Annotated in this window: 19 protein-coding genes; 5 read left to right on the forward strand and 14 right to left on the reverse strand. The window is 51.7% G+C overall.

Annotated elements, in window-relative coordinates:
- The 8 genes from A6301_RS06440 to A6301_RS06475 all read right to left on the reverse strand — a co-directional run.
- The coding region (locus A6301_RS06440; protein ID WP_039529801.1) for a GTP-binding protein at nt 1–619 on the reverse strand (619 nt) is incomplete at its 3' end.
- A 69-nt stretch (nt 620–688) separates the two neighbouring features.
- Nucleotides 689–2,803 carry an elongation factor G gene (gene fusA, locus A6301_RS06445; RefSeq protein WP_205540381.1) on the reverse strand — a complete coding sequence of 705 codons (2,115 nt, stop codon included), beginning with the start codon at nt 2,801–2,803 and terminating at the stop codon, nt 689–691.
- Between the two features lie 96 nt (nt 2,804–2,899).
- Nucleotides 2,900–3,370 (reverse strand): 30S ribosomal protein S7, encoded by a 471-nt coding sequence (rpsG, locus tag A6301_RS06450; protein ID WP_009111198.1) that lies wholly within the window; start codon nt 3,368–3,370, stop codon nt 2,900–2,902.
- A 96-nt stretch (nt 3,371–3,466) separates the two neighbouring features.
- Nucleotides 3,467–3,841 (reverse strand): 30S ribosomal protein S12, encoded by a 375-nt coding sequence (rpsL, locus tag A6301_RS06455; RefSeq protein ID WP_005969567.1) that lies wholly within the window; start codon nt 3,839–3,841, stop codon nt 3,467–3,469.
- Nucleotides 3,842–3,972: 131 nt separating this feature from the next.
- Complete coding sequence (gene tusB, locus A6301_RS06460; protein ID WP_234257376.1) at nt 3,973–4,260, reverse strand: sulfurtransferase complex subunit TusB; 288 nt, start codon at nt 4,258–4,260, stop codon at nt 3,973–3,975.
- A 19-nt stretch (nt 4,261–4,279) separates the two neighbouring features.
- Nucleotides 4,280–4,639, reverse strand: a complete 360-nt coding sequence (tusC, locus tag A6301_RS06465) for a sulfurtransferase complex subunit TusC (protein WP_107168844.1) — start codon at nt 4,637–4,639, stop codon at nt 4,280–4,282.
- A gap of 9 nt (nt 4,640–4,648) precedes the next feature.
- A complete protein-coding gene (tusD, locus tag A6301_RS06470; RefSeq protein WP_107168845.1) occupies nt 4,649–5,038 on the reverse strand; it encodes a sulfurtransferase complex subunit TusD in 390 nt (129 codons plus the stop codon).
- Nucleotides 5,038–5,760 (reverse strand): transcriptional regulator, encoded by a 723-nt coding sequence (locus A6301_RS06475; protein ID WP_005969561.1) that lies wholly within the window; start codon nt 5,758–5,760, stop codon nt 5,038–5,040. Before A6301_RS06475 ends, tusD begins: the two co-directional genes overlap by 1 nt.
- 371 nt (nt 5,761–6,131) lie before the next feature.
- Between A6301_RS06475 and eptA the strand changes: the two genes are divergently transcribed.
- The 3 genes from eptA to pmrB are packed head-to-tail and all read left to right on the forward strand — an operon-like array spanning nt 6,132 to nt 9,534.
- The gene (eptA, locus tag A6301_RS06480; RefSeq protein ID WP_234257377.1) at nt 6,132–7,778 is read left to right on the forward strand and encodes a phosphoethanolamine transferase EptA; all 1,647 of its coding nucleotides are present in this window, start codon (nt 6,132–6,134) and stop codon (nt 7,776–7,778) included.
- On the forward strand, nt 7,775–8,443 hold the full coding sequence (gene pmrA / locus A6301_RS06485; protein ID WP_107168847.1) for a two-component system response regulator PmrA: 669 nt from the start codon (nt 7,775–7,777) through the stop codon (nt 8,441–8,443). Before eptA ends, pmrA begins: the two co-directional genes overlap by 4 nt.
- Nucleotides 8,440–9,534: a two-component system sensor histidine kinase PmrB gene (gene pmrB / locus A6301_RS06490; RefSeq protein ID WP_234257378.1), complete on the forward strand. Its 1,095-nt coding sequence runs from the start codon at nt 8,440–8,442 to the stop codon at nt 9,532–9,534. The genes pmrA and pmrB overlap by 4 nt, the downstream gene beginning before the upstream one ends.
- Before the next feature lie 70 nt (nt 9,535–9,604).
- Here pmrB and glyA read toward each other — a convergent pair whose 3' ends face one another.
- Complete coding sequence (gene glyA, locus A6301_RS06495; RefSeq protein ID WP_234257379.1) at nt 9,605–10,876, reverse strand: serine hydroxymethyltransferase; 1,272 nt, start codon at nt 10,874–10,876, stop codon at nt 9,605–9,607.
- A gap of 19 nt (nt 10,877–10,895) precedes the next feature.
- On the reverse strand, nt 10,896–11,708 hold the full coding sequence (locus A6301_RS06500; RefSeq protein WP_234257380.1) for a YggS family pyridoxal phosphate-dependent enzyme: 813 nt from the start codon (nt 11,706–11,708) through the stop codon (nt 10,896–10,898).
- Between the two features lie 103 nt (nt 11,709–11,811).
- On the opposite strand from A6301_RS06500, the gene A6301_RS06505 reads away from it, so the two are divergent.
- Nucleotides 11,812–13,311 carry a PLP-dependent aminotransferase family protein gene (locus A6301_RS06505; protein ID WP_234257381.1) on the forward strand — a complete coding sequence of 500 codons (1,500 nt, stop codon included), beginning with the start codon at nt 11,812–11,814 and terminating at the stop codon, nt 13,309–13,311.
- A gap of 182 nt (nt 13,312–13,493) precedes the next feature.
- Here the strand turns inward: A6301_RS06505 and fkpA are convergent, their stop codons facing one another.
- Nucleotides 13,494–14,312, reverse strand: a complete 819-nt coding sequence (gene fkpA, locus A6301_RS06510) for an FKBP-type peptidyl-prolyl cis-trans isomerase (protein WP_107168852.1) — start codon at nt 14,310–14,312, stop codon at nt 13,494–13,496.
- Between the two features lie 282 nt (nt 14,313–14,594).
- On the opposite strand from fkpA, the gene A6301_RS06515 reads away from it, so the two are divergent.
- Nucleotides 14,595–14,813, forward strand: coding sequence for a protein SlyX (locus A6301_RS06515; RefSeq protein ID WP_107168853.1), 219 nt, complete (start codon nt 14,595–14,597; stop codon nt 14,811–14,813).
- Nucleotides 14,814–14,926: 113 nt separating this feature from the next.
- Here the strand turns inward: A6301_RS06515 and slyD are convergent, their stop codons facing one another.
- The 3 genes from slyD to kefB form a co-directional block, all read right to left on the reverse strand.
- Entirely contained in the window at nt 14,927–15,511 is a 585-nt protein-coding gene (gene slyD / locus A6301_RS06520) for a peptidylprolyl isomerase (RefSeq protein ID WP_014701635.1), read from the reverse strand.
- 120 nt (nt 15,512–15,631) lie between these two features.
- Entirely contained in the window at nt 15,632–15,826 is a 195-nt protein-coding gene (locus A6301_RS06525; RefSeq protein WP_165800639.1) for a YheV family putative zinc ribbon protein, read from the reverse strand.
- Between the two features lie 57 nt (nt 15,827–15,883).
- On the reverse strand, nt 15,884–17,695 hold the full coding sequence (kefB, locus tag A6301_RS06530; RefSeq protein WP_107168855.1) for a glutathione-regulated potassium-efflux system protein KefB: 1,812 nt from the start codon (nt 17,693–17,695) through the stop codon (nt 15,884–15,886).
- Nucleotide 17,696 lies beyond the last annotated feature (1 nt).

The following is a 17,696-nucleotide window of genomic DNA, read 5'->3' on the forward strand; positions in this document are numbered from 1 at the left end:
TTGCACGCTCTGGTTCTGGGATGTAAGAATCCAGGTGCTCTGCCAGTTCGATGATTTTTGCTTCCCACTCAGCTTCGCCTTCCAGCGCTTTCAGCGCAGAACCACGAACCACTGGGGTGTCGTCGCCTGGGAAGTCGTACTGAGACAGCAGCTCACGCACTTCCATCTCAACCAGTTCCAGCAGCTCTTCGTCATCAACCATGTCACATTTGTTCAGGAACACGATGATGAAAGGAACGCCAACCTGACGACCCAGCAGGATGTGCTCACGGGTCTGAGGCATTGGGCCGTCAGTCGCAGCAACAACCAGGATCGCACCGTCCATCTGGGCAGCACCGGTGATCATGTTTTTCACATAGTCGGCGTGTCCTGGGCAGTCAACGTGCGCGTAGTGGCGAGACGGGGTATCGTATTCAACGTGAGACGTGTTGATGGTGATACCACGTGCTTTTTCTTCTGGTGCGTTATCGATCTGGTCGAATGCACGTGCGTTACCACCGTAGGTTTTAGCCAGAACGGTAGTGATTGCAGCAGTCAGAGTCGTTTTACCATGGTCAACGTGGCCGATAGTACCGACGTTAACGTGGGGTTTTGTACGTTCAAATTTTTCTTTAGACACGGCGATATTCCTTACTCAAATGCTCTCCCCCTATGGAGAGAGCACGGGATTTTGTTTTAACCCTGAGGCTTATTTACCACGGGCTTCAATTACGGCCTGAGCAACGTTGTTAGGCGCATCATCGTACTTCAGGAACTCCATGGAGTAAGAAGCACGGCCTTTGGTCAGAGAACGCAGTTGAGTTGCGTATCCGAACATTTCAGACAGCGGAACTTCAGCATGAATCACAACGCCAGTAACGTTAGATTCCTGACCACGCAGCATACCACGACGACGGCTAAGGTCACCGATGACGTCACCAGTGTTCTCTTCCGGCGTTTCAACTTCAACCTTCATGATCGGCTCAAGCAGAACAGGTTTTGCTTTCTTAAAGCCGTCTTTAAAGGCGATAGAAGCAGCCAGTTTAAACGCCAATTCAGAGGAGTCAACGTCATGGAAAGAACCGAAGTGCAGACGCACACCGAGATCAACCACTGGGTAACCAGCCAGAGGACCTGCTTTCAGCTGTTCCTGAATGCCTTTATCAACAGCAGGGATGTATTCACCAGGAATTACACCACCTTTAATGTCGTTAACGAACTCGTAACCTTTCGGATTTGAGCCCGGCTCCAGTGGGTACATGTCGATAACAACATGACCATACTGACCACGACCACCAGACTGCTTGGCGTGTTTACCTTCGATATCGGTAACTTTCGCACGAATCGCTTCACGGTAAGCAACCTGTGGTTTACCCACGTTCGCTTCAACGTTGAATTCACGTTTCATACGGTCAACGATGATATCGAGGTGCAATTCACCCATACCAGCGATGATAGTCTGGTTAGATTCTTCGTCAGTCCAAACGCGGAAAGACGGGTCTTCTTTAGCCAGACGGCCCAATGCCAGACCCATTTTTTCTTGGTCAGCTTTGGTTTTCGGTTCTACCGCGATGGAGATTACCGGCTCTGGGAATTCCATACGTTCCAAAATGATGACGTTATCTGGATCACACAGCGTGTCACCCGTCGTTACATCTTTCAGACCGATAGCAGCAGCGATATCGCCCGCACGAACTTCTTTGATCTCTTCACGCTTGTTAGCGTGCATCTGAACGATACGACCAAAACGCTCACGTGCTGATTTAACTGGGTTCAGTACGGTGTCACCGGAGTTAACTACACCAGAGTACACACGGAAGAACGTCAGGTTACCAACAAACGGGTCGGTAGCGATTTTGAATGCCAGCGCAGCAAACGGCTCGTCATCACTTGCGTGACGCTCAGCCGGCGTGTCTTTACCGTCATCCAAAAGACCGTTGATCGCAGGTACGTCAACTGGGGATGGCAGGTAGTCAACTACCGCATCCAGCATCGCCTGAACACCTTTGTTCTTAAATGCAGAACCACAGGTTACCAGGATGATTTCGTTGTTCAGAACGCGCTGACGCAGAGCTTTTTTGATCTCTTCTTCAGTCAGTTCTTCACCACCCAGGTATTTCTCCATCAGCTCTTCAGAAGCTTCTGCTGCGGATTCGATCAGGTTTTGGTGCCATTCTTCAGCCAGTTCCTGCATATCAGCTGGGATCTCTTCGTATTCGAAGGTCACGCCCTGATCGGCATCGTTCCAGTTGATGGCTTTCATTTTCACCAGGTCCACAACACCGGTGAAACCTTCTTCAGCACCAATTGCCAACTGCAGCGGAACAGGGTTCGCGCCCAGACGGGATTTGATCTGACCAACAACTTTCAGGAAATTCGCACCCATGCGGTCCATTTTGTTAACGAACGCAATGCGTGGAACTTTATATTTGTTTGCCTGACGCCATACGGTTTCAGACTGCGGCTGAACACCACCAACTGCGCAGTAAACCATTACCGCACCATCCAGTACACGCATGGAACGTTCTACTTCGATAGTGAAGTCAACGTGTCCCGGGGTATCGATGATGTTTACGCGATGCGGTTCATACTGCTTAGCCATACCAGACCAGAATGCAGTAGTCGCTGCGGAGGTGATAGTAATACCACGCTCCTGCTCCTGCTCCATCCAGTCCATGGTAGCTGCGCCGTCATGAACTTCACCGATTTTATGGTTTACACCAGTGTAGAACAGAATACGTTCGGTAGTAGTGGTTTTACCGGCGTCGATGTGCGCACTGATACCGATGTTACGGTAGCGTGCGATGGGTGTTGTACGAGCCATTTGTATCCTCTATTTACTAGGGCGTTCAATTTAGTTAACCCAAGCGGGTTGGCTATTTTTAGCGCCCGCTTGGTTAGCATGACTACAGCGAAGGGATTACCAACGGTAGTGAGCGAACGCCTTGTTAGCTTCGGCCATACGATGAACGTCTTCACGTTTCTTAACAGCAGTACCTTTGTTTTCTGCTGCATCAGAAAGTTCGTTCGCCAGGCGCAGAGCCATAGATTTATCACCGCGTTTACGAGCAGCTTCTACGATCCAACGCATTGCCAACGCATTACGACGAACCGGACGGACTTCTACTGGTACCTGATAAGTAGAACCACCAACGCGGCGCGACTTAACTTCGACAGTCGGGCGAACGTTGTCCAGAGCTACTTCAAAAGCTTCCAGATGATCTTTACCAGAACGCTGAGCCAGGGTCTCCAGCGCGGTATAGACGATTGCTTCAGCAGTAGATTTTTTACCATCTACCATCAGGATATTTACAAATTTGGCCAGCAGTTCTGATCCGAACTTAGGATCCGGCAGAATTTTACGTTGACCAATGACGCGACGACGTGGCATGGAAATACTCCGTTGTTAATTCAGGATTGTCCAAAACTCTACGAGTTTAGTTTGACATTTAAGTTAAAACGTTTGGCCTTACTTAACGGAGAACCATTAAGCCTTTGGCTTCTTCACGCCGTATTTGGAACGGGATTGCTTACGGTCTTTAACACCTGAGCAGTCCAGCGCGCCACGAACGGTGTGGTAACGCACACCTGGCAGGTCTTTAACACGACCGCCACGGATCAGGATCACGGAGTGCTCCTGCAGGTTATGACCTTCACCGCCAATATAGGAGGTAACTTCAAAACCGTTAGTTAAACGAACACGACATACTTTACGCAGTGCGGAGTTCGGTTTTTTAGGGGTGGTAGTATATACACGGGTACATACGCCACGTTTCTGCGGGCATGCTTCCAGCGCCGGAACGTTGCTTTTAGCAGCCTTCAGGGAGCGTGGTTTGCGTACCAGCTGGTTAATCGTTGCCATTCAAAAAGCTCCTGGGTTTTGCTTCGTAAACACGTAATAAATCGCCCCATGTTTGCGCAAGGCAAAGTATGAGGACGCAGAATTTTAGGGCTGGCAGTGGAAGGAGTCAAGAAATATACAAAAATTCGGCGTTACCACGCGAGTTGCTGCGGGTGTTCCACTGTCAGTTGAACAAATTCATTATAGTCAATAAGGACCACGCTGTTTGAAATTTGTTCAGTTATTCCTCTTGCCTCAGCATCAGGCTGAAGTGCATAGAGAAGAACGGCTGAATCAAGAAGACGATGAATAATATCTCCACCAGCTACGGCACCGATAACACCATCTTGCAATAAGAGCAAAGCATCACCCTGCTCCAAGCTGCGCAAAAGTGCGTCAAGGTCAGTGTGATAAGGAGAAGTTGAGAGCGTGTGTAACATAAAATGGAGAAATCCATCGCTAGAATGAAAGAATGGAATGGTAACCGGCCAACTTGCTGCGCCATGCTTTCGGTGCTAACAGTTCCACATCCAAAACCCAGTCTGTATCTATATTCAACCCACGTTGACGTACGGAAGTCTCGCACAGATAGCAGCGTTCGATGTCGTATAACGGCAGCACCCCAAACGTAGCGATGTAATTGCGCATCAGAATCTTTTCCGGCTGTTGATGCGGCAGTAGCTGAAACACGCCATCACCAACAAAAAACACGCCAATCTCTTCTGTCAGTGCCGACATCGCCAACAGCGCATCCAGCCCTTCACGCCCAGATGCACTCCCATGCGGAGAATGCGTAAAAACAAATGCGACTCGCTTCATAACGCTACCTTAAAACTGAATCACCCGATCGCAGGTCAGTACCGACTGCGCCAGTTCACCCAACCCACTGAGAACAAAGCCGGATTGCAGATTCGCTCCCGCAAGGTTGAGCTGGGCAGCTTGCTGCGCATCGGCCACCCCTCGGCGCAGCGCGGCGGCAACGCAAACATTCAGCGCCACCTGATGCGTTTCGCCCAACTGCTGCCAGGCATGTACAAGGTCAAACTCATCATTAGCGGGTGACGTTAGCTGGTTGGCATTTAGCACGCCTTCCCGGTAGAAGAACACACTTTTCAACTTGTGCCCCTCAGCCAACAGCGCCTGCGCAAACTGTAACGCGCTGCTCGCTTGCTGCGTGCCGTAAGCAGGGCCAGTCACCAGCAAGCAGTAACTCAGCATCAACGTTCATGCCCGCTGAAGTCGCCGCTTTTGAATTGACGAATATAAAGATAAACCGTGTGCTTGGAGATATTCAGACGTTCGGCGACCTGGTTGATGGCGTCTTTAATATCAAAGATGCCTTTCTCGTACAGGCTCAGGACGATTTGGCGGTTTTTCGCATTATTGGAGACATTGCGATCCGCATTAACTTCCTCAATGGAAAACTCCAGCGTTTGTGCAACCAGGTCATCAACAGATGATGCGAAGTTAACAGAAGATGCAACGTCATGCGTTTCAGGTGGAATAAAGGTCTGCACAATCTGGGAGAAAGGTACATCCAGATTCATGTTGATACACAGCAGCCCAATCACGCGCTGATCGCGATTACGGATTGCGATCGTCACTGACTTCATCAACACGCCGCTTTTTGCGCGGGTAAAATAGGCTTTCGACACGCTGCTATCTTCACCTGCCATGTCGTGCAACATACGCAATGCAAGATCCGTAATCGGCGAGCCAATCTTTCTGCCGGTATGTTCCCCATTCGCAATACGCACGGCAGAACATTTAAGATCCTCAAGCGAGTGCAACACTATCTCACAGTGCTCACCAATCAACATGGCCAAGCCATCAACCACCGCTTCATACGATTTCAGGATCTCGTAGTCCGTTTGGCTGAACGGCCGTTCATCGAGTAAATCAAGCTCATAAGATTCGCCAGATACAAGCGAATTAGACATGGCAGACACCACCCTCAGCATCATTATCCCCTAAATAATTCGAGCTGCGTGATAAAACGTTAGCGTTTTAAACAACGCCCCGCGTTGGCCCTTTAGGGCAAGGCCCATTTATGAGCCTTGTAACGCGGCAACCGCGCAAATCCCCAGGAGCTTACTCAGGTAAGTGACTGGGTGAGTAAGGGCGGCCAACGCACAAGCAACTTGAAGTATGACGGGTATCTTTATTTTGTATTGACAAGGGACATAGTCTAGCAAATGTCCACTCTCGCGTCCCCGAATTTAACGGACTACCTCTTAAGGTTGTATTAATTTAATCCCGCTAGAGTCTGCGTCTTCTTTCCTCTCCATCATGGAAATCACGAGAGACGCATATGAAAAATCCAATACCGATGGGCAGACCACACCTGAACAGCATCATGTTCGTGTTGGTATTTTCTGCCTTTATTACTCTGGTCCAGAACATCGCCTACTACCGTCAGGCGCTACAACTGCTGGATATGACAGACTGGACTAACATCCCTTTTTTTCTCAGCATGCCGGTGGTGATTTTCGCGGTGCTGAATATCATTTTCACGCTGCTGGCCTTCCCTTATCTGCGTAAGGCCGTCATCGTTTTTTTCTTACTGTCCGGTGCCGCCGCACAATATTTTATGCTGAACTACGGCATTATCATTGACCGCACGATGGTCCAGAATATTCTGGAGACGACGGCCAGCGAGTCCTTCTCACTGCTTACGCCACAGCTTGTCGCCTGGGTATTCTTTATTGGCGTCATTCCTGCCGCGCTCGCTATCTGGATAAAAATAAAGCCCGCCAAACCGACAACCCTCTATATCGGCATGCGTTTTCTTAGCGTTATTATTTCGTTATTCGCCATTTTATCTGTCGCGGCATTCTTTTATAAAGATTACGCCTCGTTCATGCGTAATAACAAAGAGTTGGTAAAAGCGATTACGCCCAGCAATATTGTGGCAGCCAGCCTGTCCTACCATAAGCATAGCGCGCTGGCTAATTTACCCCTGGAGCAAATCGGCCTGGACGCTCACAAAGTGTCGTCAGCGTCCCCGACAGCAAAAAAGAACCTGGTTATTCTGGTCGTGGGAGAGACATCCCGGGCGCAAAACTTTTCGCTGGGCGGCTACGGGAAAGAGACGAACCCACTGCTGGCAAAAGACAATGTGGTTTATTTTGAAAACACGTCATCGTGCGGCACATCAACAGGTGTTTCCGTTCCCTGCATGTTTTCCAACATGCCGCGCCAAAGCTTTAACGGTGACGTAGCCAGCCATCAGGAAGGGCTGTTAGATATATTACAACGCGCCAAAGTTAACGTACTCTGGCAAGAAAATGACGGCGGCTGCAAAGATGCCTGTACACGTGTGCCAACGGTTGATGTGACATCGCTGAAACTACCAGGTCTCTGCACCAACGGCGAATGCCAGGATGAAGCGTTATTCCACGGCGTCGAAGACTATATCAATAAGCTCGATAACGACGGGATTATCGTATTACATACCATAGGCAGCCACGGCCCGAGTTATTACCAGCGCTACCCTGACGCCTTTAAGAAATTTACCCCAACCTGTGATACCAATCAGATTCAAACCTGTACGCAAGAAGCACTGACCAACACGTATGACAACACGATTCTGTATGTCGATTTTGTTCTGGATAAAACGATCAACCTACTGAAACAGCATCAGGATAAATTTAATACCTCACTGGTTTACCTGTCTGACCACGGCGAATCGTTAGGCGAGAACGGCATCTACCTGCACAGCATGCCCTACTCTATTGCGCCAAAGCAGCAAACGCATGTGCCGATGTTGATGTGGTTATCCTCGGGTTATCAGCAACAACAGGCGATTCAGGACACCTGTCTGCGCCAGAACGCGAAGCAGCAGGATTACTCGCAAGATAATCTTTTCCATACCATACTGGGGATGTTTAGTATCGCCACAAAAGAATATCAGCCTCAGCTCGATATCCTTCAGCCATGCAGGGACAAGGCAACATGAAATTATTGATTGTTGAAGACGATAAGCTGTTGCAGGAAGGATTATTATTGGCGTTGAGTCATGAAGGTTATGCCTGCGATTGCGCTGGCACAGCCAAAGAAGCGGACGCGCTCATCAGTAGCGCGCACTACAGCCTGGTGATTCTCGATCTTGGCTTACCGGACGACGACGGCCTCGCTCTGCTATCCCGCTGGCGTAAGAATAATTATCAGCATCCCGTGCTCATCTTAACGGCGCGGGATAAGGTCAACGATCGCGTCAGCGGACTGGATGTGGGCGCAGACGATTATCTTGCCAAGCCTTTCGCGTTAACTGAATTACAGGCGCGCGTACGCGCGCTGATTCGCCGCAATCAGGGTTCAAGCAACAGCAAGATACAGGTCGACAACATCACATTGGATTTAAACAATCAGCAAGTGTGGCTGGACGAAAAACCGATAGTGCTGACGCCGAAAGAGTTTGCGATACTTTCCCGCCTGGTGTTGAAAGCCGGTTCTCAGGTGCACCGAGAGCTTCTTCATCAGGACATTTATGCCTGGAACGACGACCCATCCTCCAATTCACTGGAAGTCCATATCCATAATCTGCGTCACAAGATAGGGAAAGAGCGCATCCGAACCCTGCGAGGCTTTGGCTATCTGTTGACCAAAGGGGAACAACCATGAAGGGTGACACCGACGCCGTCACCAGCATGCGTCGCCGTTTGGTGCTGGCACTGGGCGGCATTCTCCTCGTCTGCCAGATGATCAGCGTATTCTGGCTCTGGCACGAGAGTGAAGAACAGATCGGCCTGCTGGTTGATAAATCCCTGAGTGCAACCGCTCAAAATATGCAGATCGATCAAGAAATTAATGAGGCGATCGCTTCTCTCAGCATCCCCAGCCTGGTGATGGTCATCCTGACATTGCTCATGTGCTTTCAGGCGGTCAGTTGGATCACCCGCCCGCTTTCTCGGCTACAGGAAGAATTGCAGGATCGTACTGCTGAAAATCTGGAACCGTTGCCACAGCAGAGTGACATTAAAGAAGTTGCTGCCGTCACACACACCATCAACCAGCTTTTTCAACGTCTGGACGAAACGTTGAAACGCGACAGACAATTTACTGCCGATGTCGCCCATGAGTTACGAACGCCGTTAGCCGGTATTCGGCTGCATCTGGAATTACACCAGCAACAACATCAGATTGATTGCAGCTCACTCATCAAACGTATCGATAAAATGGTCAAAACGGTGGAACAACTCTTACTGCTGGCACGTGTCGGACAGGATTTCTCGGCAGGCCACCACGAGAATGTCGCATTCCTGCAAGATGTCATCTTTCCCATGCAGGATGAACTGGCCGAGATGCTGCAAAAACGTCAACAAAGGCTGAAATGGGTATTACCGCGAGAAGATATCACTCTGCGCGGTGATGCGACGTTACTCCAGTTACTGTTACGGAATTTGGTAGAGAATGCCTATCGCTATAGTCCTGAAGAAAGTCAGATTACAGTGAGCCTTAACACCCAACAACATTTTGAATTACAGATCGAAGATGAAGGGCCGGGTATCGATGAAAGCAAAGTCGGTGAATTGAGTAAGGCGTTTGTACGAATGGACAGCCGCTATGGTGGTATCGGCCTCGGGCTGAGTATCGTGACGCGCATTGCCCAATTGCACGAGGGGAAATTTTTTCTCAGTAATCGACTGCAAGGTCCTGGCGCACTCGCGCGGGTAGTACTAACCACACCTGACGACTACCCCGATTCCGCCTGAAGAACACCAATAGAAGATCCACGTCAAAATAGCACCGCGACGGCACATCCCTGTGCAGAAGCCTTATCCCCTATTGATACACAGGGTAGCGGCGGCACAGTGCGACCACCTGCTCACGAACACGATCGCGTATCGCCGTTAATTCTTCATTTCCGGCACCCAGTCCATCCAGTACATCACATAGCCATCCCGCCAATTCCTCGCATTCTGCCACACCGAAACCACGCGTTGTGACGGCTGGCGTACCAATACGCAGTCCAGAGGTCACAAAAGGTGAACGCGGGTCGTTAGGCACCGAATTCTTATTTGTCGTGATATAAGCCTCGCTCAGTGCAGCGTCAGCATCCTTACCGGTATAAGGCTTAGCGGACAGGTCGATCAGCAGTAAATGGTTGTCGGTGCCGTCGGAGACAATCTTGTAGCCACGCAGTTGGAGGACGCGCGCCATAGCACGGGCGTTGGTCACCACCTGACGCTGATAAACTGTGAATTCAGGGCGCAACGCTTCCTTGAAAGCTATCGCTTTGGCCGCGATAACGTGCATCAGCGGGCCACCCTGAATACCGGGAAACACGGCGGCGTTGAGCTTTTTGTAAAAATCCTCACTCTGCCCCTTGGCCAAAATAATTCCACCGCGCGGGCCGCGCAGGGTCTTATGCGTTGTACTCGTCACAACATGCGCGTGAGGGAGCGGAGTCGGGTACTCACCTGCTGCCACTAAACCAGCAACATGAGCCATATCCACCCAGAAGATAGCACCCACCTTGTCAGCAATAGTGCGCATGCGTGCCCAGTCTTTGTGACGTGAATAGGCGGAGAATCCACCTATTAACATCTTTGGCCGGGTTTCCAAGGCAATACGCTCCATTTCGTCGTAGTCGATAAGCCCTGTTTCAGGGTCAAGGCCATAAGGTACGATCTTGTAGTGGCGACCAGAGAAATTGGAGGGATTACCGTGAGTCAAATGCCCGCCCTGAGCCAGATTCATCCCCATCACGGTGTCGCCGGGGTTAGTCAGTGCGAGAAATACGGCCGCATTAGCCTGAGCACCAGCATGGGGCTGGACGTTAGCGTAATCGCAGTCAAACAGCGCTTTGGCCCGCTCGATAGCCAGACGCTCGGCTACATCGACATACTCGCAGCCGCTGTAATAGCGCTTGCCGGGGTAACCCTCTGCATATTTGTTGGTGAACACAGAGTTCTGGATCGCCATCACCAGCGGGCTGGCATAGTTCTCTGAGGCGATAAGTTCAACGTGAGTTTCCTGACGGTGTTCTTCATGCAGGATGGCATCGGCCAGTTCCGGGTCGAAATCGGTAAGAGTAAAAGAGGTGTCATACATGGGTATCATCCTATGGTTTTTAACAATGTGATGCGGTAATGGAACTATCAGGCCAGTAGTAGCTATCCGGCAGAGGACGCGCGCCAAAGATTGCCTGCCCGACGCGTACCACGGTGGCACCTTCCTCAATCGCTATTTCAAAATCACCGGACATGCCCATGGATAATTCATCCAGCGCAATGCCGACCGGAAGGTTTTGCTGCAACCGATCGCGTAACTGACGCAGCCGTATAAAACACTGGCGCACGCGTTCAGCCTCGCTGGAGAACAGCGCCAGCGTCATGAGTCCACGCACACGTAGCGCAGAGAATGTGGGAAGCGCCTGAATAAAAGCAGGAACGTCTTCAGGAGGCAGGCCGTACTTACTGGCCTCGCCGGAGGTGTTAACCTGCACGAAGACATCCAGTGAGCGTCCTTCAACGTGCAAGCGGCGATCCAACGCTTCAGCCAGTCGCAGGCTATCCAATGCCTGAAATTCGCTAGCGAAGCGTGCCACCAGCTTAGCCTTGTTGGTTTGCAGGTGACCAATAACCGACCACTGTAAGTCGGCTAAGTCCTGCATCGCTTCCCATTTGCGGTACGCCTCCTGCACCTTGTTCTCACCCAATAGCCGACAACCTGCCATATGGGCCATACGCAGGCGATTTTCTGGCTTGGTCTTGCTAACTGGCAGCAGGCGCACGGTGGCAGGATCGCGCCCAACGCGGTGACAGGCCGCCGCGATGCGCATCTGTACTGCCGCCAGATTACGTTGGAAATCCTCAACCGTGGCGGCTTCAGGATAGCGACCATGGCTGTCGTGGCGAGTGGGTGTATCGGAAGATATCGGCATCAGCCTAACTCCTAATGAAGAGGATGAATGGATTGTGAAACGTATTTATAGATTTAAAATAGTCGGATGTTCCCCACCATTTTCTCTATAAGAGGCAGACCAATTGTTCAAACATGCCCAGCTTGAATCGGTCAAAGCCTGGATTGGCGATCCCACGCACGGCGCTTTGCCGCTGCATGCTCGTATCCAGCGGGCGATTCGCCAGCTCATCCTTGATGGTATTCTCGATGTGGGAAAACCCTTACCCGCCTCGCGCGCGCTGGCTACATCACTGGAGGTATCGCGTGATACGGTCGAGTCGGCTTACAGCCAGCTGCATGCAGAGGGGTTCATTGAGCGTCGCGTTGGCAGCGGCAGTTTCGTGTCCGAGCGGGCAAAACGCCTGTCAGGACGGGGCAAAGCCCGGAAAACGGGAGAGAGCAAAACAGAGCTGCGCCTCAGTCAACGCGGTAGCGCCATGTTCCAGAATGGCGGTGTACGAGATTTCATCATACCGCGCGCGTTCGCGCCCGGCGTGCCGGAAACACGCAGCTTTCCCCTCCAGACGTGGGAACGACTAGAGCGGCAGGTGCTAAAAGAATATGGCACTAAAGCGCTGTTACACAGCCCGCCGCAGGGTATGGAAACGTTGAGACGAGCCATCGCAGATTATGTCAATCTCGAACGAGGAGCCCGCGCCACGCCCGATCGCGTGTTAGTGTTGACCAGTTCCCAGCAAGCGCTAACCCTGTGCGCGAATGTGCTGATGGATGTTGGCGATAGGATCTTCCTTGAAGATCCTGTGTACCACGGCGCACGCAAGGCATTCGAGGCCGCCGGGCTCGCGTGCGTGCCGATCCCGTTAGATGTTGATGGGTTGCAGGTCGATCGCCTACTTGAAGCAAGTAGCGAACACAATGCGCCTGCGAAAGCCGTATTCCTGACGCCCTCACACCAGTTTCCAACCGGCGCGACGCTGGCATTGGACCGAAGGCTGGCCGTTATCGAATGGGCCTGGCAGCACCAGAGCTGGATTATTGAAGACGATTACGACAGCGAGTTTCACTACGCGGGTAAACCCACCACCTGTGTGCAGGGACTCGACTCGCACGATCGCACGATCTATATCGGCACCTTCACCAAATCGCTGTTTCCAGGCCTGCGCATCGGCTACATGGTTCTGCCGCCACAGTTGGTCGTACCGATGACCGTGGGCCGCACCTTGATGGATGGACACAGCGCACCGATTCCACAGCTCACGCTGGCACGCTTCATCGAAGGTGGTCACTTCGGTGCTCATGTACGCACGATGCGCGCCATTTACGCGGAACGCCGCGATGTGCTGGCACAACTGGTGCGCCAGCATCTGGCTGATTTCGTGGAGCCACGAGTGCCGACCGGAGGCATGCAGATGCCCTGTATCTTCATCCGAGACATCCCTGAACACGATGCCGTGGAGTCTGCACGTCGGGCCGGTATCGATCTACTGGGGCTGACAGCGCTGCATGCATCGAGCCAGCATAAAGCAGGTTTCCTCATGGGATTTGCGGCTCACGCTCCACATGAACTTGAAATTGCCGTCAAGATGTTGGCAAAAGTGCTACGTGCGCTGTGCCGCCAATAGGTGATAGCGGTGGATAACAGGTATGAGCCGTCACGGTCAGTTGGAAAATAGCAGTCAGACCGAAGATGAGCGTCATTGAGAGACAACAAGCTGAAAAGGGGATTCGATTGCAGGAACGTGATTGTGAAACACAAAAAAAACCGCAGGCCAGGCCTGCGGTCATATCGCCATAATAGCGATGCTTATTTAGCGGTTTTCTCTGCAGCGGCTGGTTTTTCAGCTTTCGCATCATCGGCTGCTTTCAGGTCAGCTTCAGATTTAATGTCCAACAGCTCAACGTCAAACACCAGCGTGGAGTTAGCCGGAATGCCCGGTACGCCGTTTTCGCCATAGGCCAGCGCTGGTGGGATAGCCAGCTTGATTTTGCCGCCTTTCTTAACGTGCTTCAGACCTTCAGTCCAGCCTGGGATCACGCCGTCTAGACGGAAAGAAAGCGGCTCACCGCGTTTGTAGGAGTTGTCGAACTCGCTACCATCAACCAGCGTACCTTTGTAGTTAACCACTACGGTGTCGCTGTCTTTCGGCGCGTTACCGCTGCCTTCTTTCTCAACCTGATACAGAAGGCCAGATTCAGTTTTCTTCACGCCTTTTTCTTTGGCGAAAGTTTCAAGATACTTGGTGCCTTTATCAGCGTTATCTTTCGCATCTTGCTTCATTTTGGCTTCAGCCGCTGCTTTCACTTTGCCTTCAAAGCCTTGCAGCGTTTTCTCGATTTCTTCGTCAGTCAGCTTACTCTTGTCAGCAAAGGCATCTTGCACACCAGCAATCAGCTGTTCTTTATCCAGCTTGATGCCTAATTTCTCTTGCTCTTTCAGAGAGTTATCCATGTAACGCCCTAAAGAAGCACCTAGCGCATAAGCCGCTGCCTGCTCATCGCTTTTGAATTTGGCTGCCGCAGTGGTGTCAGATGCCTGCGCTTTGTCTGCCGCCAGAGCCTGGCCTGCGTTCAGAGCCAGAGCCATCGTTGTTGCTAACAGCGTTACTTTAAACAGTGATTTCATCCATTTCTCCAGCATCTGGAGCGACGTGCTCCAGCCATCATTAAAATAAATTCGCGCCTACTATAACTGTGCGGACGAAGACAACACAACGACACACTCGACAATCCTTTGATAAAAAACGTCAGGAAGCTTTTCCGACATCATTTGTATCGTCCTAAGGCCATCCGGCAACGATATGCCCCATTTCGGATACTGCATTGCGCCCTACTGCGACCGTTTTTACTACCAGAAGTTTCCGCTTTCTGACAAACTCGCAGGTAACAAGAAGTAAGGGGAATACCGATGTCACCATCAGCACTCGAAGAACGGCTTGAACAGTTGGAAAGCCGACAGGCCTTTCAGGAATTAACCATAGAAGAGCTTAACCAAACGGTTATTCAACACGAGCGAGAAATTAGCCGCCTGCGTGAACACGTCCGTCTACTCACCGACAGGCTGCGCAACCAGCAAACGTCGCTCGTCGCTCCTCAGTCGGAAGAAACGCCACCGCCGCATTACTGAACCTGACATACTCAGGTTCACTACCGGCCAGATATAAAAAAACCTCAGGTGATGTTCATCAACCTGAGGTTTTTTTTATGACAGCATTCGGCCGTTGTATGCGCTACGACCGATTAGTGGCAACCGCATCCACCGTGGCCGCCGCAGCCGCCTTTACCGTGTTGGTGATCATGGTCATGATCGTGGTCATGACCGTGACCGCCGCAGCAACCGTCACCATGTTCATGATCGTGTTCACCATGAACGTGGCCGTGCGCCAATTCTTCTTCCGTCGCTTCGCGAATGGCAATCACTTCAACATGGAAGCTCAGGTTTTGGCCTGCCAGCATGTGGTTGCCGTCGACAACAACGTGGTCATCTTCAACTTCGGTGATTTCAACTGGAACTGGACCCTGATCGGTTTCAGCCAGAAAACGCATACCCACTTGCAGCTCGTCAACGCCCATAAAAACATCTTTCGGTACGCGTTGAACCAGATTCTCGTCATAGTTGCCGTAAGCGTCGCTGGAACCAATGTTCACATCAAACGTTTCGCCAGCTTCACGGCCTTCCAACGCGGTTTCCAGACCTGAAATCAGGGAACCGTGACCATGCAGATAGTCCAACGGCGCGCTCACCGGAGACTCATCAACCAACACACCGTCTTCTGTACGTACCTGATAGGCCAGACTGACCACCAGATCTTTTGCTACTTTCATGATATCTCCTACCGTTGGAAATCAAACTGGCGCAAATTGTAGCTGAAAAATGTCCCTATGTACCGTCTGGAATCAAAAAACGTCAACGGTTGATGACAATGCCATCATGACACCCGTCTCTTATTCTGGCCGAAAGATCCCGATAATATCGCTAGCCTGCGGGTCGGGTGTGGTCGCAGGTTCATCTGCCTGACTCTTGCGATATCCGCACTTTACGCACACCACAACCTCGACGTCATCTTCTCGTCCAACTGCCAGCGTGTCCTGAGCCTGACACGCCGGGCACACCGCCCCTGCAATAAAACGTTTACGCATGATAACTCCCATTCATCTCCGTTCCAGAATCTCTATTCTACTAGGCGCTGTCGGCACTTATTCGTCGTCCTCATCCCACACGCTAGGTCGACGACGCTCGCGCAGCATTTCGCGCTGGAAAATATCCTCCAGCTCACGACGCGCCTCTTTTACACGAGAAATCTGCGCAACATCCCCTGTCAGCTGCGGCATCAATTCACGCAGCATGCGCATATCAAGACGCCGGAAATGCTGCTGTGCGCGCATCGCCTGATGGGGATGCATGCCGAGTGTTACCAGCGTTTTCCGCCCCAGTTCCAACGCGCTGGAAAAGGTTTCACGCGAGAAATGCCTTACGCCCGTCTGCAACAGTTCATGGGCTTCAACACGCCCACGCGCCCGCGCCAGAATCTCCAGATTCGGAAAATGCTGTTGGCACAGGTGTACAATTTCCATCGTATCTTCCGGCGTATTACAGGTAATCACAATCGATCGTGCTTTGTCCGCGCCCGCCGAACGCAGCAGTTCCAGCTCCGTGGCATCGCCATAATAAACCTTATAGCCATAACTGCGCATCAGGCTGACGGCGCTGATATCCCGCTCAAGAACCGTAATCCGCATTTTGTTCGCCATTAATAAACGACTGATCACCTGTCCGAAACGTCCGAAACCCACCACAATCACCTGCGGTTCATCATCTTCGACATAGGGTTTCTCATCCGGTACATCCTGCACGTTATAGCGACGCGCCAGAATGCGGTCGATCGCCTGCATCAGCAGCGGTGTCGTCATCATCGATAGCGTCACCGTCACCAGCAACAGCGGCAGTTGCTCACCTTTCAATACGTTGAATGAGGCCGCTGCGGAAAACAGTACGAAAGCAAACTCGCCGCCTTGACTCAGCACGCCGGCAAACTGCAAGCGCTCGGAGCGGCGCATTCGGTTAACCCGCGCGAGGAAATAAAGGACAGCCGCTTTCACCGCCACCAGCACCAACACCGCAACCATAATTTTCACGATGTGGGTGTAGAGAATCCCAAGATTCAGCGCCATTCCTACTGAGATAAAGAACAGGCCTAACAACAAACCTTTGAACGGTTCAATCGCGATTTCCAACTCATGCCGATATTCGCTTTCCGCCAGCAGAATCCCAGCAATAAAGGTGCCTAACGCCATAGAAAGCCCTAATGCTTCCATAAACAGCGCAGAGCCGAGTACCAGCAACAACGCAGCGGCGGTGAACACTTCGCGCACGCCGGATGCCGCAATAAAACGGAACAACGGACGTACCAGATAGCGGCCGCCGATTAACATGCCGAGAAACGCGGCGACCTTCAGGCCAATCCGCTCCCAATCGCCGAAATCACCCTGCACACCAGCCAGAATAGGGATCAGTGCCAGCGCGGGAATCACCGCCAAATCCTGAAACAGTAGGACAGAAAAACCAAGTTGGCCGGACTCGCTGCGATTCATGCCTTTCTCGCGCATCAGTTGCAACGCCATGGCCGTTGACGACATCGCAAGCCCCACGCCACCAATCAACGCGGACTGCCATGAAAAGTCCGTCAGATATAATGCCCCACCGAGAATCAGCGCACTCAGGCCAACCTGAGCCGCCCCAACGCCGAAGATGGAACGACGCAGCGTCCAAAGCTTGGACGGATTCAGCTCCAACCCGATGATGAACATCAGGAAAACGACGCCCAGCTCCGAGAAGTGCAGGATGGCCTCCACATCACGGATAAAGCCAAGCCCCCAAGGGCCAATGGCGATCCCGGCGATCAAATAGCCCAATACGGCGCCAATTCCTAATCGGGCAGCGATCGGTACAGCTACTACCGCCACAAACAAAAACAAGACTCCGGCAGTCAGTAGCGCGGAACTCTCCATA

It is taken from the genome of Pectobacterium sp. IFB5596, from assembly GCF_021432585.1.
In the GTDB taxonomy this organism is placed as follows: domain Bacteria; phylum Pseudomonadota; class Gammaproteobacteria; order Enterobacterales; family Enterobacteriaceae; genus Pectobacterium; species Pectobacterium punjabense.